Annotated in this window: 24 protein-coding genes; 6 read left to right on the forward strand and 18 right to left on the reverse strand. The window is 52.4% G+C overall.

Features of this window, described 5'->3' with window-relative positions:
• Positions 1-49 precede the first annotated feature (49 nt).
• Together pspG and dusA are read right to left on the reverse strand one after the other, a co-directional pair.
• Positions 50-292 (reverse strand): envelope stress response protein PspG, encoded by a 243-nt coding sequence (pspG, locus tag D9742_RS16500; protein WP_130237605.1) that lies wholly within the window; start codon positions 290-292, stop codon positions 50-52.
• A gap of 133 nt (positions 293-425) precedes the next feature.
• A complete protein-coding gene (dusA, locus tag D9742_RS16505) occupies positions 426-1,421 on the reverse strand; it encodes a tRNA dihydrouridine(20/20a) synthase DusA (RefSeq protein ID WP_130237606.1) in 996 nt (331 codons plus the stop codon).
• A gap of 155 nt (positions 1,422-1,576) precedes the next feature.
• Here dusA and zur point away from each other — a divergent pair, with 155 nt between their 5' ends.
• The gene (gene zur, locus D9742_RS16510) at positions 1,577-2,092 is read left to right on the forward strand and encodes a zinc uptake transcriptional repressor Zur (protein WP_064525566.1); all 516 of its coding nucleotides are present in this window, start codon (positions 1,577-1,579) and stop codon (positions 2,090-2,092) included.
• A 41-nt stretch (positions 2,093-2,133) separates the two neighbouring features.
• On the opposite strand, the gene D9742_RS16515 is transcribed toward zur, so the two are convergent.
• From D9742_RS16515 to dgkA, 4 genes are all read right to left on the reverse strand, one after another.
• Positions 2,134-2,343 carry a CsbD family protein gene (locus D9742_RS16515; protein ID WP_130237607.1) on the reverse strand — a complete coding sequence of 70 codons (210 nt, stop codon included), beginning with the start codon at positions 2,341-2,343 and terminating at the stop codon, positions 2,134-2,136.
• A 115-nt stretch (positions 2,344-2,458) separates the two neighbouring features.
• Positions 2,459-3,784: an MATE family efflux transporter DinF gene (gene dinF, locus D9742_RS16520; RefSeq protein WP_130237608.1), complete on the reverse strand. Its 1,326-nt coding sequence runs from the start codon at positions 3,782-3,784 to the stop codon at positions 2,459-2,461.
• Positions 3,785-3,856: 72 nt separating this feature from the next.
• Positions 3,857-4,465: a transcriptional repressor LexA gene (gene lexA / locus D9742_RS16525; RefSeq protein WP_064525560.1), complete on the reverse strand. Its 609-nt coding sequence runs from the start codon at positions 4,463-4,465 to the stop codon at positions 3,857-3,859.
• A 109-nt stretch (positions 4,466-4,574) separates the two neighbouring features.
• On the reverse strand, positions 4,575-4,943 hold the full coding sequence (dgkA, locus tag D9742_RS16530) for a diacylglycerol kinase (RefSeq protein WP_000002905.1): 369 nt from the start codon (positions 4,941-4,943) through the stop codon (positions 4,575-4,577).
• Positions 4,944-5,113: 170 nt separating this feature from the next.
• On the opposite strand from dgkA, the gene plsB reads away from it, so the two are divergent.
• Positions 5,114-7,537: a glycerol-3-phosphate 1-O-acyltransferase PlsB gene (plsB, locus tag D9742_RS16535; RefSeq protein WP_130237609.1), complete on the forward strand. Its 2,424-nt coding sequence runs from the start codon at positions 5,114-5,116 to the stop codon at positions 7,535-7,537.
• Positions 7,538-7,714: 177 nt separating this feature from the next.
• On the opposite strand, the gene ubiA is transcribed toward plsB, so the two are convergent.
• From ubiA to malK, 5 genes are all read right to left on the reverse strand, one after another.
• Positions 7,715-8,587, reverse strand: a complete 873-nt coding sequence (ubiA, locus tag D9742_RS16540) for a 4-hydroxybenzoate octaprenyltransferase (protein WP_130237610.1) — start codon at positions 8,585-8,587, stop codon at positions 7,715-7,717.
• Between the two features lie 12 nt (positions 8,588-8,599).
• Positions 8,600-9,097 (reverse strand): chorismate lyase, encoded by a 498-nt coding sequence (ubiC, locus tag D9742_RS16545; protein WP_000019214.1) that lies wholly within the window; start codon positions 9,095-9,097, stop codon positions 8,600-8,602.
• A 178-nt stretch (positions 9,098-9,275) separates the two neighbouring features.
• Positions 9,276-10,196 (reverse strand): maltose operon protein MalM, encoded by a 921-nt coding sequence (gene malM, locus D9742_RS16550; protein ID WP_130237611.1) that lies wholly within the window; start codon positions 10,194-10,196, stop codon positions 9,276-9,278.
• A gap of 150 nt (positions 10,197-10,346) precedes the next feature.
• Positions 10,347-11,687, reverse strand: a complete 1,341-nt coding sequence (gene lamB, locus D9742_RS16555) for a maltoporin LamB (protein ID WP_130237612.1) — start codon at positions 11,685-11,687, stop codon at positions 10,347-10,349.
• Positions 11,688-11,758: 71 nt separating this feature from the next.
• The gene (gene malK, locus D9742_RS16560) at positions 11,759-12,874 is read right to left on the reverse strand and encodes a maltose/maltodextrin ABC transporter ATP-binding protein MalK (RefSeq protein ID WP_064525541.1); all 1,116 of its coding nucleotides are present in this window, start codon (positions 12,872-12,874) and stop codon (positions 11,759-11,761) included.
• Between the two features lie 364 nt (positions 12,875-13,238).
• On the opposite strand from malK, the gene malE reads away from it, so the two are divergent.
• The 3 genes from malE to malG all read left to right on the forward strand — a co-directional run bounded on the left by malE (position 13,239) and on the right by malG (position 17,490).
• On the forward strand, positions 13,239-14,429 hold the full coding sequence (malE, locus tag D9742_RS16565; RefSeq protein ID WP_130237613.1) for a maltose/maltodextrin ABC transporter substrate-binding protein MalE: 1,191 nt from the start codon (positions 13,239-13,241) through the stop codon (positions 14,427-14,429).
• A 611-nt stretch (positions 14,430-15,040) separates the two neighbouring features.
• On the forward strand, positions 15,041-16,585 hold the full coding sequence (gene malF / locus D9742_RS16570; RefSeq protein WP_130237614.1) for a maltose ABC transporter permease MalF: 1,545 nt from the start codon (positions 15,041-15,043) through the stop codon (positions 16,583-16,585).
• A gap of 14 nt (positions 16,586-16,599) precedes the next feature.
• Complete coding sequence (malG, locus tag D9742_RS16575; protein ID WP_001252058.1) at positions 16,600-17,490, forward strand: maltose ABC transporter permease MalG; 891 nt, start codon at positions 16,600-16,602, stop codon at positions 17,488-17,490.
• A 92-nt stretch (positions 17,491-17,582) separates the two neighbouring features.
• Here malG and psiE read toward each other — a convergent pair whose 3' ends face one another.
• Positions 17,583-17,993, reverse strand: a complete 411-nt coding sequence (gene psiE / locus D9742_RS16580; protein ID WP_000202902.1) for a phosphate-starvation-inducible protein PsiE — start codon at positions 17,991-17,993, stop codon at positions 17,583-17,585.
• Positions 17,994-18,139: 146 nt separating this feature from the next.
• Entirely contained in the window at positions 18,140-18,283 is a 144-nt protein-coding gene (locus tag D9742_RS23180; protein ID WP_165382786.1) for a hypothetical protein, read from the reverse strand.
• Here D9742_RS23180 and D9742_RS16585 point away from each other — a divergent pair, their 5' ends adjacent.
• Positions 18,284-18,562 (forward strand): hypothetical protein, encoded by a 279-nt coding sequence (locus tag D9742_RS16585; RefSeq protein ID WP_130237615.1) that lies wholly within the window; start codon positions 18,284-18,286, stop codon positions 18,560-18,562. It begins immediately after the preceding gene.
• Between the two features lie 46 nt (positions 18,563-18,608).
• On the opposite strand, the gene D9742_RS16590 is transcribed toward D9742_RS16585, so the two are convergent.
• The 5 genes from D9742_RS16590 to pgi form a co-directional block, all read right to left on the reverse strand.
• Positions 18,609-20,705: a YjbH domain-containing protein gene (locus D9742_RS16590; RefSeq protein ID WP_059320103.1), complete on the reverse strand. Its 2,097-nt coding sequence runs from the start codon at positions 20,703-20,705 to the stop codon at positions 18,609-18,611.
• The gene (locus D9742_RS16595; RefSeq protein WP_130237616.1) at positions 20,705-21,442 is read right to left on the reverse strand and encodes a capsule biosynthesis GfcC D2 domain-containing protein; all 738 of its coding nucleotides are present in this window, start codon (positions 21,440-21,442) and stop codon (positions 20,705-20,707) included. The genes D9742_RS16590 and D9742_RS16595 overlap by 1 nt, the downstream gene beginning before the upstream one ends.
• The gene (locus tag D9742_RS16600) at positions 21,439-22,077 is read right to left on the reverse strand and encodes a YjbF family lipoprotein (protein WP_130237617.1); all 639 of its coding nucleotides are present in this window, start codon (positions 22,075-22,077) and stop codon (positions 21,439-21,441) included. The genes D9742_RS16595 and D9742_RS16600 overlap by 4 nt, the downstream gene beginning before the upstream one ends.
• A 186-nt stretch (positions 22,078-22,263) precedes the next feature.
• Complete coding sequence (gene yjbE / locus D9742_RS16605) at positions 22,264-22,506, reverse strand: exopolysaccharide production protein YjbE (protein WP_000757333.1); 243 nt, start codon at positions 22,504-22,506, stop codon at positions 22,264-22,266.
• A gap of 511 nt (positions 22,507-23,017) precedes the next feature.
• A complete protein-coding gene (pgi, locus tag D9742_RS16610; RefSeq protein WP_130237618.1) occupies positions 23,018-24,667 on the reverse strand; it encodes a glucose-6-phosphate isomerase in 1,650 nt (549 codons plus the stop codon).
• Positions 24,668-24,782: the final 115 nt, after the last annotated feature.

The raw sequence follows: 24,782 nt of genomic DNA on the forward strand, positions 1-24,782 counted from the left end.
ATTTTGTTCTAAGGATAAAACCTGAGGTTGTGATCATCCGCACAATCCCTTAGTAACGCCAGCGGTCATAACGCTGATATTTAGGCACTTTTGGCGCTTTAATCGCCTTGATCACCCACACTATCGCAATCGCCAATAACAGCCACGGCAGCAACTTAATCATCAATGCCAGCATACCGCCGAGGAACATAATGGCCGTCGCCACAACCAGCGCGGCGATAATGCCCAGCAACGAAACGCCGGTGACCATCAACATGACAAAAAAGCCAATCACAAAAAGTAGTTCCAGCATGATGTTCTCCCAAAAATGAAATCTCTTGCTGGCTTTACAAGAATCATGCCAAAAATAATCTATTGATTTAACAGCAAAACGCCCCGCGACGGTGCGCAGGGCGTGGTGAATTTGACTATTTTTTGGTGAAAAGTTAACGCTTATCCGCCACCAGTTTGAGCGCGTGTTCCAGCACATTAATGTCTGCACCCGCTTTATGGGCATTTTCACTTAAATAACGCCGCCACTGACGCGCGCCAGGAATCCCCTGGAACAGCCCCAGCATATGCCGGGTGATATGGCCAAGATACGTCCCCTGGCTAAGCTCACGCTCAATGTACGGGTACATGGCGCGCACCACTGCCACCGGGTCTGCATCGGTATACGAGGAACCAAATATCTCTCGATCCACCGCCGCCAGAATGCCTGGGTTTTGATACGCTTCACGCCCAACCATCACGCCATCCATATGTTGCAGGTGCGCTTTAGCCTCTTCCAGTGACTTGATGCCACCGTTAATCGACATAGTCAGATGCGGGAAATCACGCTTCAGTTGATAGACGCGCGGATAATCGAGAGGCGGTATTTCACGGTTTTCTTTTGGGCTTAAACCAGAAAGCCAGGCTTTACGTGCATGGATGATAAACATCTCGCATTCGCCTTTGCCGGAAACAGTGTCGATAAAATCACAGAGAAATTCATAGCTGTCCTGGTCGTCAATGCCAATACGCGTTTTCACCGTCACTGGAATCGACACTACATCGCGCATTGCTTTTACGCAGTCAGCCACCAGTTGCGCATTCCCCATCAGGCACGCGCCAAACATGCCGTTCTGCACCCGGTCAGAGGGACAACCAACGTTCAGATTGATTTCATCATATCCGCGCGCTTCTGCCAGCTTCGCACACTGCGCCAGCGCCGCCGGATCGCTACCGCCCAACTGTAACGCCACCGGATGCTCTTCTTCACTGTATGCCAGGTAATCACCTTTACCGTGAATAATCGCCCCTGTGGTCACCATTTCGGTATAGAGCAACGTATTACGGGAGAGCAGACGCAGGAAATAACGGCAGTGTCTGTCCGTCCAGTCGAGCATCGGAGCAATAGAGAAACGGTATGCGGGATAAGCGGTTTGTGATTCTGCTGACATGGCGATTTTTTAAGCATCTGGTGAATTGGGGGCGCTACTATAGCATAACGAATATGCGATCAGGCAATGTGGCAGCTTCGACGCCCGGTTGTCGGCGTTTAAGTGAGAATTATGGTAAAGTAAGGACATTCTTAACCCCACTTTCGAGGTGCACAATGGAAAAGACCACAACGCAGGAGTTATTGGCGCAGGCTGAAAAACTCTGCGCGCAGCGTAATGTGCGCCTGACTCCACAACGTCTCGAAGTGCTGCGCCTGATGAGCCTGCAAGAAGGGGCTATCAGCGCTTACGATCTACTTGATTTGCTGCGCGAAGCCGAACCGCAAGCCAAGCCGCCGACGGTTTATCGCGCGCTCGATTTTCTGCTTGAACAAGGTTTTGTGCATAAGGTTGAATCCACCAACAGCTATGTGCTCTGCCATCTGTTCGATCAGCCTACACATACTTCAGCCATGTTTATTTGCGATCGCTGCGGCGCAGTGAAAGAAGAATGTGCGGAAGGTGTGGAAGACATCATGCATACGCTGGCGGCAAAAATGGGTTTTGCCCTGCGGCATAATGTGATTGAAGCACACGGGCTCTGTGCGGCATGCGTGGAAGTGGAAGCGTGTCGTCATCCTGAACAGTGCCATCATGACCACTCTCTTCAGGTGAAAAAGAAACCTCGCTAAGAGGGCGTACATCCTTGTACACGTCGGGCAGGAGGGATTAATTACCAACGGTAATCATTGCGTTTTTCCCAGCTATCAACCTCTTTTTCTGCCTGATCTTTCTGGTAACCGTAACGTTCCTGGATTTTACCCACTAACTGGTCACGCTTACCTTCAATGACCGTCATATCATCATCGGTCAGTTTGCCCCATTGCTCTTTCACTTTACCTTTGAACTGTTTCCAGTTGCCGCCGACTTCGTCTTTATTCATATTCAAATCCTCATCGTTAGGTGGTGAATGAGTGTACGCTCACTTTTCTTCTGAACGTGGGATTAAGTGTAGTCAGGAATTTGGCTTAGGATTATTTATTCAGAATTTTTAACCGTCACGTTGCGACAAACCAGGTACCGTTGCGCCAGTGACGCCGCCAGATAGCCGCCAGAGAAAGCCCGCGCAACGCCAGAAAGACGGTTAACGCCAGCCATAAACCATGATTACCCAGCCACGGCAGCGTAAGGAGCGTCAGCGCAAAACCTGCTGCGGCCACCGCCATACTGTTACGCATTTCGGCTGCGCGCGTTGCGCCTATAAACATGCCGTCCAGCAGATAACACCAGACGCCAACCAACGGCAAAATCACCTGCCAGATAAGATAGCGGTCGGCCAGCTGCTGAATCTGGGTTAACGACGTCAGTAACGCAATGATGTGTTCCCCTGCCAGCAAATAAACCACCGAAAACAGTAACGCCACGATCCCCGACTGGCGGCAGGCTGCGCGCCAGACATCCAGTAACTGGCTACCGTCGCGCGCACCGTACGCCTGACCGGAATGCGCTTCAACCGCGTAGGCAAAACCGTCCAGCGCATAGGCGGTAAAGGTGAGTAGCGTCATCAGAACCGCGTTAACAGCGATAATGTCACTCCCCAGTCGCGCGCCAAGTACGGTGATCGCGCCGAAACAGAGTTGCAACAACAGCGAGCGCAGCATGATATCGCGGTTAAGTGCCAGCAAGCGACGGAAGTTTCCTCGCCAGGCAGTTTTCAGCATTTCGCCGGAGATTCCGCGTAGTTTGAGGATTTTACGCACCATTAGCAGACCAATCAGCAATGTTGCATATTCCGCAATAACCGTCGCCAGCGCCGCGCCCCGCACGTTCATATGCAGTCCCATCACCAGCCAGACATCCAGCACAATGTTGAGGATATTGCCGACCACTAACAAAATTACTGGCGCACGGGCATATTGCACGCCGAGTAACCAACCAAGTAATACCAGATTCGCCAGCGACGCCGGTGCGCTTAACCAGCGGATTTCAAGAAAGCGCCGCGCCTGTTCCAGGACTGCTTCACTACCGCCAACAATATGCAGCGCCAGATCGATAATCGGCGTACGCAGCAGCGCAATTAACGCCCCAGCCCCCAACGCCAACAGCAACGGTTGCACCAGCGCACGGGCTAATGCCTGAGGATTTTTGGCACCATAAGCCTGCGCAGTCAGCCCGGTGGTGCTCATGCGTAAAAACAGCAACAGCATAAAGAGAAAGCTGGTCGCCGTTGCACCAACCGCCACGCCGCCCAAATAAACCGGACTATCAAGATGACCAATAACCGCCGTATCGACCAGTCCCAGCAACGGAACGGTGATATTGGAGAAAATCATGGGTAAGGCGAGATGCCAAAGTGCTTTATCAGATGAAGTGAGGAATGCCATGCAGACAAGCCTGATGAAGAGAGATGAAAAACAAACCGCGACGCCAGGCGGCATCGCGGTCTCAGAGATATGTTACAGCCAGTCGCCGTTGCGAATAACCCCAACTGCCAGCCCTTCAATGCTGAAGCTCTGCTGACGAAGGTCAACGACAATTGGTTTAAACTCGCTATTTTCTGGCAGAAGCTCGACTTTATTACCCTGTTTTTTCAGACGCTTAACGGTAACTTCGTCATCAATACGCGCGACAACGACCTGACCATTACGCACATCCTGGGTTTTATGCACCGCCAGCAAGTCGCCGTCCATAATGCCGATATCTTTCATCGACATCCCACTGACGCGCAGCAGGAAATCGGCATTCGGTTTGAACAGGGAAGGATCGACCTGATAATGACCTTCAATATGCTGCTGCGCCAGAAGCGGTTCACCGGCAGCCACACGACCTACCAGCGGCAACCCTTCTTCCTCTTCCTGCAACAGACGAATCCCGCGCGAAGCGCCGGAAACAATTTCAATAACGCCTTTGCGTGCCAGCGCCTTCAGATGTTCTTCTGCCGCATTTGGGGAACGGAACCCCAAACGCTGCGCGATTTCCGCACGCGTCGGCGGCATACCTGTCTGGCTGATGTGATCACGGATGAGATCAAACACCTCTTGTTGCCTGGCCGTTAACGCTTTCATTCCGCCCCCTGGGTGTATATACAGTTATGCTGTGAGTATATACAGCAAAAGGTGATTTTGGAACCATAAACTGCACAATAAACCAGAGATTTATCGAATTCTGGAAGAGTTATCCAAAATGCGACCATAACAGAATGCACCAGGTAATCACGGCGACGATAATGGCGATCAGCACTGCGGCAGAGCCCATATCTTTCGCCCGCCCGGAAAGCTCATGGTATTCAGAACCAATACGGTCAACCACCGCTTCGATAGCACTATTGAGAATTTCCACAATCATCACCAACATGACGGAACTGATAAGCAGCACGCGGGTAATCGCGTCCACATCCAGCCAGCAGGCAATAATCACCGCCAACAATACCGCAACGCCTTCCTGACGGAATGCCGCTTCGTTGATCCATGCGGCACGTAAACCTTTCCAGGAATAGCCGGCAGCTTTGATAATTCGGGTGAATCCAGTGGTATTATTGGCCATCGAAAGAACCTTTTTACATTATGAGCGTCAATATCAGTGTACCGTTGAATCCGAAGATTACGGTTAGCGTAACGCCGCGCGAAACATGAGCGGATACCACAGAATTTCCCATGACTTTCTGCTATCCTTGCGGCGCATTTGCATTATTAACCAGAGGCTTTACATCGTTTATGTCCGGCTGGCCACGAATTTACTACAAATTACTGAATTTACCATTAAGCATCCTGGTAAAAAGCAAGTCTATTCCGGCAGATCCTGCCCCGGAACTGGGACTCGATACCTCTCGTCCAATTATGTACGTTTTACCGTACAACTCAAAAGCGGATTTGCTGACGTTGCGCGCCCAGTGCCTTGCGCACGACCTGCCTGACCCATTAGAGCCGCTGGAGATAGACGGCACGTTACTGCCGCGCTATGTGTTTATTCATGGCGGGCCGCGTGTTTTCACCTATTACACACCGAAAGAAGAGTCTATTAAGCTTTTCCATGACTATCTCGATCTGCACCGTAGCAACCCGAATCTGGATGTGCAAATGGTGCCAGTATCGGTGATGTTTGGTCGTGCGCCAGGGCGTGAAAAAGGTGAAGTTAACCCGCCGCTGCGCATGCTCAACGGCGTACAGAAATTTTTCGCCGTGCTATGGCTCGGTCGCGACAGTTTTGTGCGTTTTTCTCCGTCAGTTTCGCTGCGCCGTATGGCGGATGAACACGGCACGGATAAAACTATCGCTCAGAAACTGGCGCGCGTGGCGCGTATGCACTTTGCCCGCCAGCGTCTGGCTGCTGTGGGGCCGCGCCTGCCAGCTCGTCAGGATCTGTTTAACAAGCTGCTCGCCTCCCGCGCCATTGCCAAAGCGGTAGAAGATGAAGCGCGCAGCAAAAAAATCTCCCATGAAAAAGCGCAGCAGAATGCCATTGCACTGATGGAAGAGATTGCGGCGAACTTCTCTTACGAGATGATCCGCCTGACTGACCGTATTCTGGGCTTCACCTGGAACCGACTTTATCAGGGCATCAACGTCCATAACGCCGAGCGCGTTCGCCAGTTGGCCCACGACGGTCATGAGCTGGTGTATGTGCCTTGCCACCGAAGCCACATGGACTACCTGCTGCTTTCTTACGTGCTGTATCACCAGGGGCTGGTGCCGCCGCATATCGCCGCCGGGATCAACCTGAACTTCTGGCCGGCCGGGCCGATTTTCCGCCGTCTGGGTGCGTTCTTTATTCGCCGTACTTTTAAAGGCAATAAACTTTATTCCACCGTTTTCCGTGAGTATCTCGGCGAACTGTTCAGCCGTGGTTATTCCGTCGAGTACTTCGTAGAAGGCGGTCGTTCCCGTACGGGGCGTTTGCTGGATCCGAAAACCGGTACGCTGTCGATGACCATTCAGGCGATGCTGCGTGGCGGCACGCGTCCGATTACGCTGATTCCGATCTACATCGGTTATGAGCACGTCATGGAAGTGGGTACTTACGCCAAAGAACTGCGCGGCGCGACGAAAGAGAAAGAGAGCCTGCCGCAGATGCTGCGCGGTTTAAGCAAGCTGCGTAATCTCGGCCAGGGTTACGTCAATTTCGGTGAACCGATGCCGTTGATGACCTACCTTAACCAGCACGTGCCAGACTGGCGTGAATCCATCGACCCAATCGAAGCAGTACGTCCGGCCTGGTTAACGCCGACAGTCAATAACATTGCTGCCGATCTGATGGTACGCATTAACAACGCAGGTGCGGCAAACGCCATGAACCTGTGCTGTACTGCACTTCTGGCGTCACGTCAGCGCTCACTCACCCGCGAGCAGTTAACCGAGCAACTCAACTGCTACCTGGATTTGATGCGCAACGTGCCTTACTCCACGGACTCTACCGTTCCTTCGGCCAGCGCCAGCGAGCTTATCGACCACGCGCTGCAGATGAACAAGTTTGAAGTTGAGAAAGACACTATCGGCGACATCATCATTCTGCCGCGTGAGCAAGCGGTGTTGATGACCTACTATCGCAACAACATTGCGCATATGTTGGTGCTGCCTTCGCTGATGGCGGCAATTGTCACCCAGCATCGCCACATCTCCCGTGACGTATTGATGGAGCACGTCAATGTGCTGTATCCAATGCTGAAAGCAGAGCTGTTCTTGCGCTGGGATCGCGACGAGTTACCGGGCGTGATTGACGCACTGGCGAATGAAATGCAACGTCAGGGGCTAATTACACTGCAAAATGACGAGTTGCATATCAATCCAGCGCACTCCCGCACGCTTCAGCTGCTGGCCGCAGGCGCGCGCGAAACGCTGCAACGTTATGCGATTACCTTCTGGTTATTGAGCGCCAACCCGTCGATCAACCGCGGTACGCTGGAGAAAGAGAGCCGCACCGTGGCGCAACGTCTCTCCGTGCTGCACGGCATCAACGCGCCGGAGTTCTTCGACAAGGCGGTGTTCAGTTCTCTGGTGCTGACACTGCGTGATGAAGGGTATATCAGCGACAGCGGCGACGCCGAACCGGCAGAAACGATGAAGGTATATCAGTTGCTGGCGGAGTTGATTACGTCCGATGTACGTTTGACGATTGAGAGCGCGACGCAGGGCGAAGGGTAATCAGTGAGAATTACCGGATGCGGTGCAAACGCCTTATCTGTCCTACCATAATCTGCAAATTCAATAAATTGCGATGTGTTGTGTAGGCCTGATAAGCGCAGCGCATAAGACAGTCCAGAAAAAAAGCCGGATGTCCAACTTTTGGGGTGCAGTCCATCATCCGGCTTTTTTACATCATCAGAAATGCCAGTAACTCATTGCCAGCCCTAAAAACAGTACCAGACCAACATAGTTATTATTCATAAATGCTTTAAAGCAGGCTTCGCGCTCGCGGTTGGCAATCAGTTTTTGTTGATATACAAACAGCGCGCCCGCTACCAGAATTGACCAGTAATATCCCCAGCCTAAGCCATTTAACTCGCCGACAATCGCCATCAGTACCAGCACACCAATCTGCAAAATACCGATAATCAACTTATCGTATTGGCCGAACAAGATAGCGGTGGACTTAATGCCAATCTTCACGTCATCGTCACGGTCGACCATCGCATATTGCGTGTCGTAGGCCACCGCCCACAGAATATTGGCAAGGAACATCAGCCAGCAGCTTAACGGCACCGATTCACTCACAGCGGCAAAAGCCATTGGAATCGACCAGCCAAACGCCGCCCCCAGTACCACTTGCGGTAAATGGGTATACCGCTTCATAAAGGGGTACACCCACGCCAGCACCAGTCCGGCAATCGACAACAGAATGGTCATCGTGTTCAGCGTCAATACCAGTAAGAACGAAATCAGCACCAGCACCACAAATAGCGTTCGCGCCTCTTTCTCCGTAACCGCACCGCTGGGAAGCGGTCGGTTTGCTGTGCGCTTCACATGACCATCAAATTTACGGTCAGCGTAGTCATTCACCACGCACCCGGCGGCGCGCATTAGCCAGACGCCAGCGACGAACACCGCCAGAATCCATAGTTGGGGAACACCCGGCGTTGCCACCCACAGCGCCCACAACGTTGGCCAGAGCAGCAGTAACGCGCCTATTGGCTTATCCGTACGCATTAAGCGATGAAACGCCAGCAGCTTATTCTGCGTCAGACTCCACTCCATATTTTTTTCCTCTTAGTACAACGGTGACGCCGGTAAAAACAGTTCAGTCAGCAACAGCGGCTTACCGCTTAATCGCAGGCGGGAACGGCGCCCCCAAAGTCCGGCATCACGGCCTATCTCAATAAAGTCCCGGGTTAATGTCGATGATGTAAACAGATAACGTCCTAATGGCGTTTTACCCAACTTTTGTAACGCCAGCTCGGGGCCACTTAATGTTGATACAGGGACGACGGTACGCCCGGCAAGCCAGGGTTCCCCATCAGCACATAGCAAAATTTCACGTAACCAGTAACGGGATTCTTTCGGCAGCAGCGGTAATTCTTCGGGGATTTCATTCTGTTCGACAAACCCTTCGCGGATCATCGTCACGCTCACCGTTTTTCCCTGCTGTTCAAAACGTTTAGTCATGGAATCTTCCAGCAACAACCAGTCGAGCAGTTGCGGTTCCAGTGCAGGGATCTCTGCAAAATAGCGCAGCGCACGCAGTTGCGTTAACGCGGGGTGTGACATGCCGAACTCTCCGTTACATAACGTAAAGGCATTGTATCGCAGAAAAGCGATAACGGGAGATGTAAAGCATATTAAGTGATCTAATGCGCAACAAAAAAGCAACAATTACATGAGGAGAGAAAAAAAGGTGCGCCCGGAGACGCACCAGTTGTTGCAAAATCAGCACTGTGGGGCGTAATTACCCCTTGCCTTTTACACTGCTGATAAAGGTGGAACGGGCAGATGTCGATCCCAGGCGTTCAGCTTCATCAAGCAGTTTTAACGCCTTATCAACATCACCTTTCGCGACAGCGTTTTTGATCGCGGTATTAAAATAACTTTCCGTGTCGTTGAGCATCGGTTCGCTTTTCTTCACCGGTGCCGGAGCGGGTGCAGCCACGGCAGGTGCCGTCGTGTTACCTACCGTAACCGGAGCTGGAGCGGATGAACCAAATAGTGGTCCTACCAACACGCTGGAGCTGGAGTTGGTTTTTACTTTCAGTTTCAGTAAGCCATCTGTGGTATGACGAGCAACCGGGTCTGGAATATCCGGGATCGAGTTACCAACACCTTTGGCATAGGCTTTAGCCGGGTCGAGCAGTTGCGTCGTCTGCTGGAGATCTTTTTCCGTGGTAAAGACCAGAACATACAGTTTCTGCTGCCCCAACGCTGGCGTAAGGCGCATCACCCCTTCCAGACGATCTGCGCTCATGACGCCGGGTTCCTGGTAGGTGAAATAACTGCTGGGGAAGAAAGCTGATGAAGCCATGTTCTGATCAAGAATCAGCACGTTCGGCGCAAATACACTGGTTTGTTTGTTCACTTCGCTGGTCAGCGTAAGGGTCAGTTCGCCAATGTTTGCCGGAACGCTGTATGCCGCAACCGGGCCGCTGATACCAGGAACGTTCAACTGTTGGCCGCCAGTCGCTAACTGGGTAGTCTGAGTTTTGGATTGATCGACGGGTGTCCAGGTTAATTGTTGTAGTGCGGCGGATGGAATAGCTGGTGCGTCACTGGTGTTTTGCGGTACGTAGTTGACGTCGGCGAGGCTGATTCCAGGCGCGCTCGCCAGCAACCCTGCTGATAAACAGAGGGCGATGAGACTTTTATTCATTTTCATTGTTTTCACCTCAAAATCTGGAGTTCAGCGGTAGCCAGGCAATAGCGCGCTAAACCGATAATCAGAGGGGCTTGCGCCCCTTATAGATAATGACAACGTGTTTTTATGCCGGATGCGGCGTGAACGCCTTATCCGGCCTACGCTTTGTTATTACCACCAGATTTCCATCTGGGCGCCGAAGGTCCACTCGTCGCTATCACCACGACCGAAGCTACCACCTTCGAAGTTCGCCGGAACGGCTTTACCGTAGTTCGGGTTGGAAGAGGAACTACCGTTGTAGTCATAGCCCCATTTCTCATCCCACTTGGCGTAGGTTGCGAAGACACGAATAGCCGGGCGTGACCAGATGCTGTCGCCAGCCTGCCATTGTTGTGCAAGAGTGATTTTGTACTGATTGTTTTTGTCGCCAGTGCGCTGGGATTCGACGTTGTCGTAGCCGATCTCCATCAAGGTGCTCATGATTGGCGTCCACTTGTACATCGGGCGAATACCGACGGTCCACCACTTGGTGCCGTTGTCGTTATCCCAGTTGATATCCTGGTACATACCCACGTACATCATGTCCCAGTTGTCGCCCATCGAGATCGCACCGTGGTCGAGGATACGCAGCATGTGACCGTTGTTGTTGATGTTGTAGGCAAAGTGTTCGTTATCAAACGCGACGCCAGAGCCCTGCGACAGACCTTTACCCTGCGAGGTCATCGAGTCAGTTGCGTACTGAACAACAAACTTGTTAAAGCCCTTCAGGATGCTCTGAGTATGTTCAGCGGTGAATAACCAGCCATCTTTCGATGCGCCATCAACCAGACGATAGTTATCACGCAGGTTAGCGCGACCGTAGTCGACGCCCAGTTCTAACGTGCCGCCTGGGTTAATTTCCATCTGCGCTAAACGCACGTCGAAGACATCGTTCGCGGTTTCGTTGGTGTAGTCATAGATGTTGTTGCTGGCGAAAGAGGAAGAACCACCAGCTTCAGAAGAGCGGGTTGCGGCCAGAGAGAGTTTACCGAAGCCAACATCGATGTTTTCCAGACCGGCACCAGGACCAGAAATATCCCAGTAGTAGAAGTCGATCATATGAACGTCATGGCGTTGGTAGAAACGCTTACCCGCCCAAATGGTAGAACCTGGCAGCCATTCAATCAGGTTTTTACCCTGCACGTTCGCTTCACGGAAGGCCGGATCGGTAGCTTCCCAGTCATTCTGTTGTGCTACGGAATAGGCCACGTTAGTGTCGAAATAGAAGCTCTTATCGCCCTCTTTCCACACTTCCTGACCCAATTTCAATTCAGCATAAGTTTCACATTCGTTGCCAAGACGGTATTTACTTTGAGCACCGGTAGTCTGGAAACACTGTTGTTCACCGCCGCTCCCTGTCCAGCCGATACCGGAACGAGCGTAACCGTGGAAATCCACAGCCATTGCCTGAGCAGACATTACGCCCGCTGCGACGGCAACCGCCAGAGGAAGTTTGCGCAGAGTAATCATCATTCTATCTCCTGAGTCATTGCTTTTCTTTTTTCACATCACCTTTCACAGGTTTTGTGTCTTTTGTAGGGTGCTTAAACGCCCGGCTCCTGATGCAGTCGACGACACGCAGTGCCATCTTCACGGAACAGATGGCAACGCTCTGGCGGCAGGCCGATAGCGAATGTGGCACCTTCTTCTACCAACACCACGTCAGACTGGCGGTACACCAGGTTTTGACGAATGGAAGGGATCTGGATATGAATTTGGGTTTCGTTGCCGAGTTGCTCGACGACCTGAACTTCACCTTCAAGGATGACGTCGGCAATATCACTTGGCAGTAGATGTTCCGGGCGAATGCCCAGTGACATGTTGGCTCCGACCTGGACGTTGTGACTTTCAACCGGAAGCCAGACTTGCTGGAGATTTGGCATCGGCAGCTCAACCTGGACTTGATCGATTGCAACGGCAGTCACTTTTACCGGCAGGAAGTTCATTTTCGGCGAACCAATAAAACCTGCGACAAAGCGGTCTGCCGGATAGTGATACAGTTCAAGGGGTTTCCCGACCTGCGCCACGCGCCCGGCATCCAGCACCACGATTTTGTCGGCCAGCGTCATCGCTTCGACCTGATCGTGGGTGACGTAGATCATCGTGCGGCCCAGACGTTTATGCAGGCGGGAGATTTCGATACGCATCTGCACACGCAGCGCAGCATCAAGGTTAGATAGCGGTTCATCGAGTAAAAACACGCTTGGCTCGGCCACCAGCGTTCGACCAATCGCCACTCGCTGACGCTGCCCGCCGGAGAGTGCCTTCGGTTTGCGGTCCAGCAAGTGCGCCAGTTGCAGTACTTCCGCCACCTGGTTAACGCGCTGGTTGATCACCTCTTTCTTCGCGCCCGCCAGTTTCAGGCCAAAGGACATGTTTTCTGCCACAGACAGATGGGGATAGAGCGCATAGGACTGGAACACCATCCCAACGCCGCGTTCGGCTGGCGGGGTGTCGTTCATTCGTTTCTCACCGATGAACAGGTCGCCGCTGGTAATTGTCTCAAGGCCGGCAATCATGCGCAGTAACGTTGATTTACCGCAGCCAGATGGCCCGACAAACACCACAAATTCGCCTTCGTGGATCTCGAGATTGATATCTTTCGATACCACGACCTCACCCCAGGCTTTCGTTACATTTTGCAGCTGTACGCTCGCCATGCCCTTCTCCCTTCGTTACAACCTGTCATCGACAGCAACATTCATGATGCGGTGACTATGCTTGATCGACTGATGGCTTAAATCCTCCACCCCCAGGCTTTTTTATGGGGGAGGAGGCGGGAGGACGAGAAGAAGGCATCTGCATACTAATCCGATGAAAAGTACGGAAATTCGTGAAGTTGCTTGCAAAAATCATGGCGATTTTATGTGCGCCAACCCGCAATACTGCTGTTTCTGCGACAGAGATCACACAAAGCGAAGGTGGGGCGTAGGGGCAAGGAGGATGGAAAGAGGTTGCCGTATAAAGAAACTAGAGTCCGTATAGGTGTTTTCACAAGCACTTCACCAACAAGGACCAGAGATTATGAAAATAAAAACAGGTGCACGCATCCTCGCATTATCCGCATTAACGACGATGATGTTTTCCGCCACGGCTCTCGCCAAAATTGAAGAAGGTAAACTGGTAATCTGGATTAACGGCGATAAAGGCTACAACGGCCTCGCTGAAGTCGGTAAAAAATTCGAGAAAGATACCGGAATTAAAGTCACCGTTGAGCACCCGGATAAACTGGAAGAGAAATTCCCTCAAGTTGCGGCAACTGGCGATGGTCCGGACATCATCTTCTGGGCGCACGACCGCTTTGGCGGCTACGCCCAGTCAGGTCTGCTGGCTGAAGTTTCCCCGGACAAAGCGCTCCAGGACAAGATTTATCCGTTCACCTGGGATGCCGTACGTTTTAACGGCAAACTCATTGCTTACCCAATTGCAGTTGAAGCGTTATCACTGATTTATAACAAAGATCTGCTGCCGAACCCGCCAAAAACCTGGGAAGAGATCCCAGCGCTGGATAAAGAACTGAAAGCGAAAGGTAAGAGCGCGCTGATGTTCAACCTGCAAGAACCGTACTTTACCTGGCCGCTGATTGCTGCCGACGGTGGTTACGCGTTCAAGTATGAAAACGACAAATACAACGTGAAAGACGTTGGCGTGGATAACGCTGGCGCGAAAGCGGGTCTGACCTTCCTGGTTGATCTGATTAAAAACAAACACATGAATGCGGATACTGACTACTCCATCGCAGAGGCAGCCTTTAACAAAGGTGAAACTGCGATGACCATTAATGGTCCGTGGGCGTGGTCCAACATCGACACCAGCAAAGTGAACTACGGTGTGACGCTGCTGCCAACCTTTAAAGGACAGCCATCCAAACCGTTCGTTGGCGTGCTGAGCGCAGGCATTAACGCTGCCAGTCCGAACAAAGAGCTGGCGAAAGAGTTCCTCGAAAACTATCTGCTGACTGACGAAGGTCTGGAAGCGGTGAATAAAGACAAACCGCTGGGCGCAGTGGCGCTGAAGTCTTACCAGGATCAGCTGGCGAAAGATCAACGCATTGCCGCCACCATGGATAACGCCAAGAACGGTGAAATCATGCCGAACATCCCGCAGATGTCCGCCTTCTGGTATGCCGTGCGTACCGCAGTAATCAATGCAGCCAGCGGTCGTCAATCCGTTGATGACGCGCTGAAAGATGCACAGGGTCGTATCACTAAGTAATGCCTGAAATGCCGGATGCGGCGTAAACGCCTTGTCCGGCCTACGAAACCGAAACGTATGCAGGCCCGATAAGACGCGTCAGCGTCGCATCAGGCATTGATTGCCGGATGCGGCGTAAATGCCTTGTCCGGCCTACGAAACCGAAACGTATGTAGGCCTGATAAGACGCGTCAGCGTCGCATCAGGCATTGATTGCCGGATGCGGCGTGAACGCTTTATCCGGCCTACGAAACCGAAACGTATGTAGGCCCGATAAGACGCGCCAGCGTCGCATCAGGCATTGATTGCCGGATGCGGCGTAAACGCCTTGTCCGGCCTACGAAACTGAAACGTATGTAGGCCCGATAAGACGCGCCAGCGTCGCATCAGGCAGTTGTTGCCGGATGCGGCGTAACGCCTTATCCGGCCTACGAAACCGAAACGTATGTAGGCCTGATAAGACGCGCCAGCGTCGCATCAGGCAGTTGTTGCCGGATGCGGCATAAACGCCTTATCCGGCCTACGAAACCGAAACGTATGTAGGCCTGATAAGACGCGCCAGCGTCGCATCAGGCAGTTGTTGCCGGATGCGGCGTGAACGCTTTATCCGTCCTGGAATGAGGAAGAACCCCATGGATGTCATTAAAAAGAAACATTGGTGGCAAAGCGACGCGCTGAAATGGTCAGTGTTAGGTCTGCTCGGCCTGCTGGTGGGTTACCTTGTTGTTTTAATGTACGCACAAGGGGAATACCTGTTCGCCATTACCACGCTGATTTTAAGTTCAGCGGGACTCTATATTTTCGCCAATCGTAAAGCCTACGCCTGGCGCTATGTTTATCCGGGAATGGCCGGGATGGGGCTATTCGTCCTCTTCCCTCTGGTCTGCACCATCGCCATCGCCTTCACCAACTACAGCAGCACCAACCAGCTTACCTTTGAACGCGCTCAGGAAGTTCTGTTGGACCGCTCATGGCAGGCAGGTAAAACCTATAACTTTGGTCTTTATCCCGCGGGTGATGAGTGGCAACTGGCGCTCACCGACGGTGAAACCGGCAAAAATTATCTCTCAGACGCTTTCAAATTTGGCGACGAGCAAAAACTGCAATTGAAAGAAAGCACCACGCAGCCTGAAGGCGAGCGTGCGAATCTGCGCGTGATTACCCAGAATCGTCAAGCCCTGAGCAACATTACCGCCATTCTGCCGGATGGTAACAAAGTGATGATGAGCTCCCTGCGCCAGTTCTCCGGCACTCAGCCGCTGTACACATTAGGCGATGACGGTACGCTGACCAATAATCAGAGTGGCGTAAAATATCGTCCAAACGACCAGATTGGTTTTTACCAGTCCATCACTGCTGACGGCAACTGGGGTGACGAAAAACTCAGTCCGGGCTATACCGTGACTACTGGCTGGAAAAACTTTACCCGCGTCTTCACCGACGAAGGGATCCAAAAACCGTTCCTCGCAATTTTCGTCTGGACCGTGGTGTTCTCACTTATCACCGTTTTTTTAACGGTGGCGGTCGGCATGGTGCTGGCGTGTCTGGTGCAGTGGGAAGCGTTGCGCGGCAAAGCTGTCTATCGTGTCCTGCTGATTCTGCCCTACGCGGTGCCATCGTTTATTTCAATTTTGATTTTCAAAGGATTGTTCAACCAGAGCTTTGGTGAAATCAACATGATGTTGAGCGCGCTGTTTGGCGTGAAGCCCGCCTGGTTCAGCGATCCGACCACTGCACGGACGATGCTGATTATCGTCAACACCTGGTTGGGTTATCCGTACATGATGATCCTCTGCATGGGCTTGTTGAAAGCGATTCCGGACGATCTGTATGAAGCCTCCGCAATGGATGGCGCAGGTCCGTTCCAGAACTTCTTTAAGATTACGCTACCGCTGCTGATTAAGCCGCTCACACCGCTAATGATCGCCAGCTTCGCCTTTAACTTTAACAACTTCGTGCTGATTCAACTGTTGACCAACGGCGGCCCGGATCGTCTTGGCACCACCACGCCAGCCGGTTATACCGACCTGCTCGTTAACTACACCTACCGTATCGCCTTTGAAGGCGGCGGTGGTCAGGACTTCGGTCTGGCGGCGGCGATTGCCACGCTGATCTTCCTGCTGGTGGGTGCGCTGGCGATAGTGAACCTGAAAGCCACGCGAATGAAGTTTGATTAAGGGAGATAACAAAAATGGCAATGGTCCAACCGAAATCGCAAAAAGCACGTTTGTTTATTACTCACCTGCTACTGCTACTTTTTATCGCGGCAATTATGTTCCCGCTGCTGATGGTCGTCGCCATCTCGCTACGCCAGGGGAACTTCGCGACTGGCAGCCTGATCCCGGAGCAAATCTCGTGGGATCACTGGAAACTGGCGTTAGGTTTTAGCGTTGAACAGGCTGATGGTCGCATCACGCCACCGCCGTTCCCGGTACTGCTGTGGCTGTGGAACTCAGTGAAGGTCGCAGGTATTTCCGCAATTGGCATTGTGGCGCTCTCCACCACCTGCGCCTACGCCTTCGCACGTATGCGTTTCCCTGGCAAAGCGACGCTGCTAAAAGGGATGTTGATTTTCCAGATGTTCCCGGCAGTACTTTCGCTGGTGGCGTTGTATGCGTTGTTTGATCGCCTGGGCGAGTACATTCCATTCATCGGCCTGAATACCCACGGTGGCGTTATCTTCGCGTACCTGGGAGGGATTGCGCTGCACGTCTGGACCATCAAAGGCTATTTCGAAACTATCGACAGCTCGCTGGAAGAAGCAGCGGCGCTGGATGGCGCGACACCGTGGCAGGCTTTCCGCCTCGTCCTGTTACCGTTGTCAGTACCGATTCTGGCGGTGGTGTTCATCCTGTCGTTTATCGCTGCCATTACTGAAGTTCCGGTCGCGTCGCTGTTACTGCGTGACGTAAATAGCTACACCCTGGCCGTGGGGATGCAGCAATACCTTAACCCACAAAACTACCTGTGGGGCGACTTTGCTGCCGCTGCCGTGATGTCTGCATTACCGATCACCATCGTCTTCTTGCTGGCTCAACGCTGGCTGGTCAACGGCCTGACGGCAGGTGGTGTGAAAGGTTAAAGATGTTGTTCTGCCAATGTTATGCCTCTACACCCTCAACTTACGTTATCCCAACTTGTGACTGTTATTCGGCGCTCTTCGGAGCGCCTTTTTTACTCCCGCTTCAGCCGTTTCGAATTACACAGCCACAGGGTGATCACCAGTAACAGGATCGCCGCAGAGTAGATCAACACATCCAATGGTGATTTATGATCGACGATGATCAAGCGCACAATGGCGGTGATCCCGATATAGACAAAATAACGTAGCGGGAAGTGAAAACCGGACTGAAAGTACTTCACTATCAGCGCGATAAATTCGAAATAGAGAAAATAAACCACCAGTCCTTCCACCAGCTCATATTTGCTGGTCTGTTCTGGCGCGAACAGCACATCAGCCAGATGCACCGTTTCTTTGCCGAGGAAGACAACCAAAATCAGGCCGAGACACAGCAGGCCAAGATTGAGAACGGTCTGCAAAATGGTGGAGATAAACTCCACGCGCGGACGAGAGAGTGACGTCATAGCAGTACCTCCTTCACAGTGGCGAGCTTCCTGTATAACGTAAAAATGTGACGGAGATCTATATTTTTTGTGTATGTTTTGTTCAACCTGGATTAAATGGGCATCTCCCATCCAACGCCGGATGCGGCGTGAACGCCTTATCCGTCCTACCCGTAGACCGGATAAGCCGCGTCTGACGGCGCATCCGGCAAGACAAACCGCACCATAGCCGGTACTGCAAAAATCACCCATTCAGGTGATTCCCAGCCTCCAGCAATGCGCGAAAAATCGACAATGTTCCTCTGGAACAAATGACACGTAACCTGATAAAGGTGGTAAAAATGAAGCCTTATTTTGCTGCTTTGATGTTATCAGTCTCTGTTCTTCCTGCTTATGCTGGTCCGCTCGGTACTGCTGATAAAGCCGACCTTTCGCAAAGCAATGTCTCCAGCCCAATGATGGCCCAGTCGCTCAGGCAACCAGACCTGCAACCGATATCGACGGACAGGAAGACAGAATGTTTTCGCCTTTACACACCAGATCGCAAACCGGGGGTGAACTGCGTTCCTGATGGCTCGACAGGCCATTAAGAATGAAGGTGCCAGTGAGTGCGAAAACTGGCACCTTTCCCATGACTTAGCGGAAATTGACGCTACGGTCGCTGGTCATGTCATACAACTGGAACTTACGCCCAAGTTGCTGCCCACCGTCACGCGTCAGCGGCGTCCAGCCAATCGCCGCACGGCTGCGTGTCGGGCCAGACGAGAAGAGATCCAACGGTACAGAGACATACACGCCTTTGGTGAAGTCCCCTTCACCGTACTCCTCTTTCGAAACATTAGTGATCGTGGCATAGCCCCCCACCACCACGCCGCTGTCAAAGCGTTTGGCGATCTCCAGCGTGCCGCCTTTATCCCCTGCCAGATACTGCCCGACGCTGGCTTTCACTAACACATCCTGAGCGAAAGATGGCGTCCAGTACGCGGTCAGATGTCCGGTTTTCACGCTGTAATCGGTGAATTTCATCATATCTTTCGCGCTACGCCAGTCGCGCTGTTTAACGTAGTTGGCATCCAGACCAAACGCCCAGTTGCTGTCCAGCGGGCGATACAACACTTCTGCCCCCGCACCGCCAAACATGGTTTCGAGATAACCTCCGTAGACCTGACCGTAGAAGCCGTTGCCCAGATGCTGGAAGTAGTTGGCTTGCAGGTTATTCACATAGACATCGTTCTGCACATACTCGCGCACATGGGTACGAACACGCGGTAAGTGCGAGTCCTGCGGCGGATTGGTGTAGTTAAACTTGTCGTAATTGTTGGCAAGGTTAGCAAACAGGCTACCGGTGGTCAGCAGATGGTCCGTCAGCCACAAATCTGCCGTTCCCATCACGCCCAGCTGATACATGTAAAAGTTTTCCGGGCCACCGACCGACTGGTTCAGCACCGGATCGATATGGAAATCAAAGCGCGATTTGTCGATATACCAGCCCTGCTCGGTGGACTGCGGAACCACTGGCTCGACGCGTTTTTGCGCCAGCTTCGTTTCGTGGCCCAACGGCTCTCCGGCGAGATGATTTTTCAGGCTGGCGACATCCGTTTCCGTCGTCACCTGCGGCATGTTAAGGCGATTTTCCGTAACGCGGATCGTCTTGATCCCATCCGGCAGATCGTTCATCACGATCCGATTAGCACGGATGATCCCTTCGCGCGAATCACGATATTTCACCTGCTCGCCGGTAACATACAGCGTATCGCCTTTCGCCTGGATCTGCGGATCGGCAAGTCCGGCATTGTATTTCAACAGCGTTAACTGATTCGCCACCACCGAATGCTGCAAAATGGCATCCTGCGGCTGCGGTTGATATTGCGGGCGGGCGTTATCGTTGTACGAAGGACGTAGATCGTTAAAGTTGGTGCGCAGCGTGACGCCAAACATAAAGGTGTTGCCACGTTCATAGCTAAGGTTAACGTCGGCCCAATCGGTAACGCGATAAATCGCCCCGACGTTAAACTTACTTTTTTGCTCCAGCTTCCCGGCAAAATCCTGCTGATAATTATTGCCTTCATACTCCAGTTTCAGGCGCAGTGGTTGCCAGGGCGTCTGGTATTCCACGCCGCCAAACAGTGAGGCAGGACCGTGGAACATCTGGCTACCGTCGATAGATCCGGCCTGTTTGTAGCTGTTATCGCGATAGCAATATTTATCACTGGCTGAACAGAGCGGATTTTTCACGTTACCGCTGGTGCCCAGATATCCCCAGCCCAGACCGAGCGTAAAATCGAACGGCCCCCAGGCTTTGCTGGCGACAAGGTATTCCGCATCAAACAGCCCCGTGCCACCGATATCCCGCGCGCCAACCGCCACTTGCGGCAGCCAATAACTCTCTTCCCACAAACGCAGTTTGAGATCGAAGGCTTTATCTTTATACGTTTGATCGCCAGAGAACGCTTCGACGCTGCTGTACTGCCGGGTGCGCACGTCGGTGTAGCGCAGCGTTGTTTCCAGCCACGGGAAGAGTTGCACTGAAGCTGAGTAATAACGGTACTGATCGTTATCGCGATAGTTGAGGCTAAGCTCCCCTTCCCGCGCCATGCGAGCGGTGGGCGTTTGTAATAATCCTACGCCACCGAAATCCGACTGCGACGGACCAATGGGCGCAGGATATGTTTCGCCGTAGCAAGCTGTGCTAATGCCCAGCGCCAGTAAGCTAAGCAGATGTCTTTTTTTCATTATTGGGGTATCCGCTGCGTCAGAGTCTGAAGAATGTCGGCGTTAAGGACATCAGGCGTCTCACTCCAGACGGAGTCCGCGAGGCCAACATAAATAATGCTGCCGGGCATCGGCTCTACGTGACGCTTGTTCCAGTAAGCCACCGGCGCTTTTTGCGTGCGTCCGTCCGGGTAAACCACCCACGCGTAGCTGCGATCCGCGCCGCTAAGCAGACGTTGCCCGGAGAGATAGCTCGCCACGTCGCGACCTGGAGTAAACGGCTGATTGCCAGGACGGCTGATAAGCCCAAACAGCGTGACCGTGGACGGCGGCGGCCCAACCCACAGCGTGTAATTGCCCTGCAACGGCGGGTTACCGCGTTCGGCAACGCGCACGATATCGGGATCAAGATTGATTTTTTGCCTACCCGTCACCTTCAACGCCTGAATTTGCTGGCGTAAGGCGTTAATGGCGGCGGCATCGTCGGCGCTGGAATCCGCAGCCAGTTCTGCAAGCCGTGCCAGTAGCGCCTGTTGCTGACGCAAGGCCGCTGCCGTTGCCAGCTCTTCGCTAATCACCGCACCAGGCCACCAGCTGTTTGCCAGCCGAGGTTGGCCTACCAGATCGATTAAATGTTCTGCGCCCGTTAGCGTTTTGGCCTCACCGCTGCCATTGCTGAACACCTTGACGGTTCCCGCCGCAAATACCGATGACGTCCCCACGCTCAAAAGCAACGCGACAATAGTTGGTTTAATCATTGTTTTGCCGCCTTGATGAGAGTGGTTTTCACCGGGAAATAATCCGCGCCGAGATACTGTTCCGACTGGCGAATTTGCCCTTCGCTGTCGATCCAGTAGCGGTTATGCCAGCGCGCCTGGTCGGTGGAGACTTCTTCGTCCAGCATACGAACCGGAGTTTCATCGCTGCCGACTTTGACGGTATCGGTGCCATCCCATTTGAAGACTGAGCGTGCGGTGGCGTAGCGTACCTGCTTATACTCGGTCCAGCCCATCGTGCGGGTCCAGGTTGCACCATCAATGATTTGTGCGGGTTTAATCAGCGGGTCGGCGGCAAGGTTATTCACCTCAATCAGGTTGTCGCCGCCAAGCAAAGTCTTCACCAGACGACCATGTTGTGTGACGAGAGTGGCCTGATCCTGAGTGACCCATTTTTGTTGTCCTTCTTCAGCGAAGGCCAGCACCACAAACAACTGCGGCCCACCATTAAGCTGCATGTACTGGCTGGCGTAGGGCATATTTTGAATATCATCATCCGTCAGCTGTACGCCTGGTGTACCGAACAGACTGTCCCACAGTGAATTGCCCAGCTCTTTAGTCGTGGCTGAACAGGCCTGTAATAGCAGGCAGATAAGAATGAGTGCAGGTCGCTTCACGACTCTTCTCCAGAGGGGCAGAATAACCACACCGGAGTGTGGTTATGGTTAATCCCCTTCATACTTCAAGCTGCAGATGCGGTGACCACACTCGTTCACCCCGGTCACATAGTTATCTATGCTCCCGGGGACTCACTCGCTTGTCGCCTTCCTGCAACTCGAATTATTTTGGGGATACATACTTTATTACTGGGTACTGGTGGTCGTGGTTGTTGTGGTCCCGGTATTAGAACCATCACCGCCACCGGTTGCCGCGAGCGCGACACCCACCGCCGAGCTTACGGTGCTGACGCTGGTCGCGGAGGAACTACCCGCTGAAACCGACGTTGCTGCCGACCCTGCCGCTTCGCCCACCTGTACAGGTGCAGCCCACGCAGAAGTCGCCGCAAGCGCAGATATGGCAAAAATGCCATACAGAACTTTTTTCATAACAATTTCCCTTCATTGAATGAATGGAGATTTACCCAAAACATTTCGGGCGGGATCGAGTATACACAACTAAAGCATGCGAATTACGGCACGGGGAATTAGCGATGGGGTTTTAGGATAATTGGAATGAATATCAAATATAAGCTACAGCTTATATATAAATAAGATTAAAAATCATAATGTTAAAATAAAAGCAAAAGTAATTAATCTGCGTATTTTCCGAAATCAATCACGATTAAAAATCTATTTTAGGATTAACCTCACGGTATGATTTCCGTTAAATCACAGACAAGCGGATTTATCTGATAAAACAATGCCGACTTATAGTCGGTATTGTTTTTAAGGTTATTTAATTAATCGTGCTATGCATTAATTGCCGAATACGATGTACATATCGGCATCGACCTGTAGGCCTGATAAGACGCGTAAAGCGTCGCATCAGGCACCAGTGGCCGGATGCGGCGTAAACGCCTTATCCGGCCTACATAGCGGCATCAGGCATGAACGATGATTAACCGCGCCACGCTTTATAGCGGTTAATCAGACCATTGGTTGAGCTATCGTGGCTGCTGATTTCTTTATCATCTTTCAGCTCTGGCAGAATACGGTTCGCCAGCTGTTTACCCAGTTCCACGCCCCACTGGTCGAAGGTGAAGATGTTCAGGATCACGCCCTGAGTAAAGATTTTGTGCTCATACAGCGCAATCAACGCCCCCAGGCTGAACGGAGTGATTTCACGCAGCAGGATGGAGTTGGTCGGGCGGTTACCTTCGAACACTTTGAACGGCACCACGTAGTCAAGCGTTGCCGGATCTTTACCCTGATCGCGATATTCCTGCTCAACCACTTCGCGGGATTTACCAAACGCCAGCGCTTCGGTCTGGGCGAAGAAGTTAGACAGCAGTTTCTGGTGGTGATCAGAGAGCGGGTTATGGGTGATAGCTGGGGCGATGAAATCGCACGGTACCATTTTGGTTCCCTGGTGGATCAGCTGGTAGAACGCGTGCTGACCGTTAGTGCCTGGTTCACCCCAGATAATCGGGCCAGTCTGGTAATCCACAACGTTACCGTTACGGTCAACATACTTACCGTTGGACTCCATATTGCCCTGCTGGAAGTACGCCGCGAAACGGTGCATATACTGGTCATACGGCAGAATCGCTTCAGTTTCCGCGCCAAAGAAATTGTTGTACCAGATGCCAATCAGCGCCAACAGTACAGGCAGGTTTTTCTCGGCAGGCGTGGAGGAGAAATGCTTGTCCATCGCGTGTGCGCCAGAAAGCAGTTCAACGAAATTATCAAAGCCGATAGAGAGAACAATCGACAGGCCAATCGCTGACCACAAAGAGTAACGACCACCGACCCAGTCCCAGAACTCGAACATGTTGGCGGTATCAATACCAAACTCACCAACGGCTTTGGCGTTTGTGGAGAGCGCAGCGAAGTGTTTCGCAACGTGTTTCTCATCGCCTGCCGCTTTCAGGAACCAGTCACGCGCGCTATGGGCGTTGGTCATGGTTTCCTGAGTGGTGAAGGTTTTAGATGCTACCAGGAACAGCGTGGTTTCCGGGTTTACTTTTTTCAGCACTTCCGCGATGTGAGTCCCATCGACGTTAGAAACAAAGTGCATGTTCAGGTGATTTTTGTACGGACGCAGTGCTTCAGTCACCATGTACGGGCCGAGGTCAGAACCGCCGATACCGATATTCACCACGTCGGTGATTGCTTTACCGGTATAACCTTTCCACTCACCGGAAATAATCGCTTGTGAGAAGGTTTTCATCTTCTCCAGCACCGCGTTGACTTCCGGCATAACATCTTTGCCATCAACCAGAATCGGGGTATTGCTACGGTTACGCAGCGCCACGTGCAGCACGGCGCGGTTTTCGGTGCGGTTGATCTTCTCGCCAGAGAACATCGACTTAATCGCGCCCGCCAGATCGCACTCTTTCGCCAGATCCTGTAATTTCGCCAACGTTTCTTCGGTGATGCGGTTTTTGGAGTAATCCACCAGCATCTGATCGTCGAAGGTTGCGGAGAACTTAGAAAAACGATCGCCGTCTTGAGCAAAAAGATCGGCGATCGTAACGTCTTTCATTTCATCGAAGTGTTTCTGTAGTGCCTGCCAGGCAGCGGTCTGCGTTGGATTGATGTTTTTCATTAGCAATACTCTTCTGATTTTGAGAATTGTGACTTTGGAAGATTGTAGCGCCAGTCACAGAAAAATGTGATGGTTTTAGTGCCGTTAGCTCGACCAGCTAGCGAAGAGGATAAAA

It is taken from the genome of Escherichia sp. E1V33 (assembly GCF_004211955.1).
GTDB lineage: Bacteria > Pseudomonadota > Gammaproteobacteria > Enterobacterales > Enterobacteriaceae > Escherichia.

Coding starts and splice junctions, on each gene's coding strand:
- pspG (WP_130237605.1), bottom strand. CDS start 292: ATGCTGGAACTACTTTTTGTGATTGGCTTTTTTGTCATGTTGATGGTC.
- dusA (WP_130237606.1), bottom strand. CDS start 1,421: ATGTCAGCAGAATCACAAACCGCTTATCCCGCATACCGTTTCTCTATT.
- zur (WP_064525566.1), top strand. CDS start 1,577: ATGGAAAAGACCACAACGCAGGAGTTATTGGCGCAGGCTGAAAAACTC.
- D9742_RS16515 (WP_130237607.1), bottom strand. CDS start 2,343: ATGAATAAAGACGAAGTCGGCGGCAACTGGAAACAGTTCAAAGGTAAA.
- dinF (WP_130237608.1), bottom strand. CDS start 3,784: ATGGCATTCCTCACTTCATCTGATAAAGCACTTTGGCATCTCGCCTTA.
- lexA (WP_064525560.1), bottom strand. CDS start 4,465: ATGAAAGCGTTAACGGCCAGGCAACAAGAGGTGTTTGATCTCATCCGT.
- dgkA (WP_000002905.1), bottom strand. CDS start 4,943: ATGGCCAATAATACCACTGGATTCACCCGAATTATCAAAGCTGCCGGC.
- plsB (WP_130237609.1), top strand. CDS start 5,114: ATGTCCGGCTGGCCACGAATTTACTACAAATTACTGAATTTACCATTA.
- ubiA (WP_130237610.1), bottom strand. CDS start 8,587: ATGGAGTGGAGTCTGACGCAGAATAAGCTGCTGGCGTTTCATCGCTTA.
- ubiC (WP_000019214.1), bottom strand. CDS start 9,097: ATGTCACACCCCGCGTTAACGCAACTGCGTGCGCTGCGCTATTTTGCA.
- malM (WP_130237611.1), bottom strand. CDS start 10,196: ATGAAAATGAATAAAAGTCTCATCGCCCTCTGTTTATCAGCAGGGTTG.
- lamB (WP_130237612.1), bottom strand. CDS start 11,687: ATGATGATTACTCTGCGCAAACTTCCTCTGGCGGTTGCCGTCGCAGCG.
- malK (WP_064525541.1), bottom strand. CDS start 12,874: ATGGCGAGCGTACAGCTGCAAAATGTAACGAAAGCCTGGGGTGAGGTC.
- malE (WP_130237613.1), top strand. CDS start 13,239: ATGAAAATAAAAACAGGTGCACGCATCCTCGCATTATCCGCATTAACG.
- malF (WP_130237614.1), top strand. CDS start 15,041: ATGGATGTCATTAAAAAGAAACATTGGTGGCAAAGCGACGCGCTGAAA.
- malG (WP_001252058.1), top strand. CDS start 16,600: ATGGCAATGGTCCAACCGAAATCGCAAAAAGCACGTTTGTTTATTACT.
- psiE (WP_000202902.1), bottom strand. CDS start 17,993: ATGACGTCACTCTCTCGTCCGCGCGTGGAGTTTATCTCCACCATTTTG.
- D9742_RS16585 (WP_130237615.1), top strand. CDS start 18,284: ATGACACGTAACCTGATAAAGGTGGTAAAAATGAAGCCTTATTTTGCT.
- D9742_RS16590 (WP_059320103.1), bottom strand. CDS start 20,705: ATGAAAAAAAGACATCTGCTTAGCTTACTGGCGCTGGGCATTAGCACA.
- D9742_RS16595 (WP_130237616.1), bottom strand. CDS start 21,442: ATGATTAAACCAACTATTGTCGCGTTGCTTTTGAGCGTGGGGACGTCA.
- yjbE (WP_000757333.1), bottom strand. CDS start 22,506: ATGAAAAAAGTTCTGTATGGCATTTTTGCCATATCTGCGCTTGCGGCG.
- pgi (WP_130237618.1), bottom strand. CDS start 24,667: ATGAAAAACATCAATCCAACGCAGACCGCTGCCTGGCAGGCACTACAG.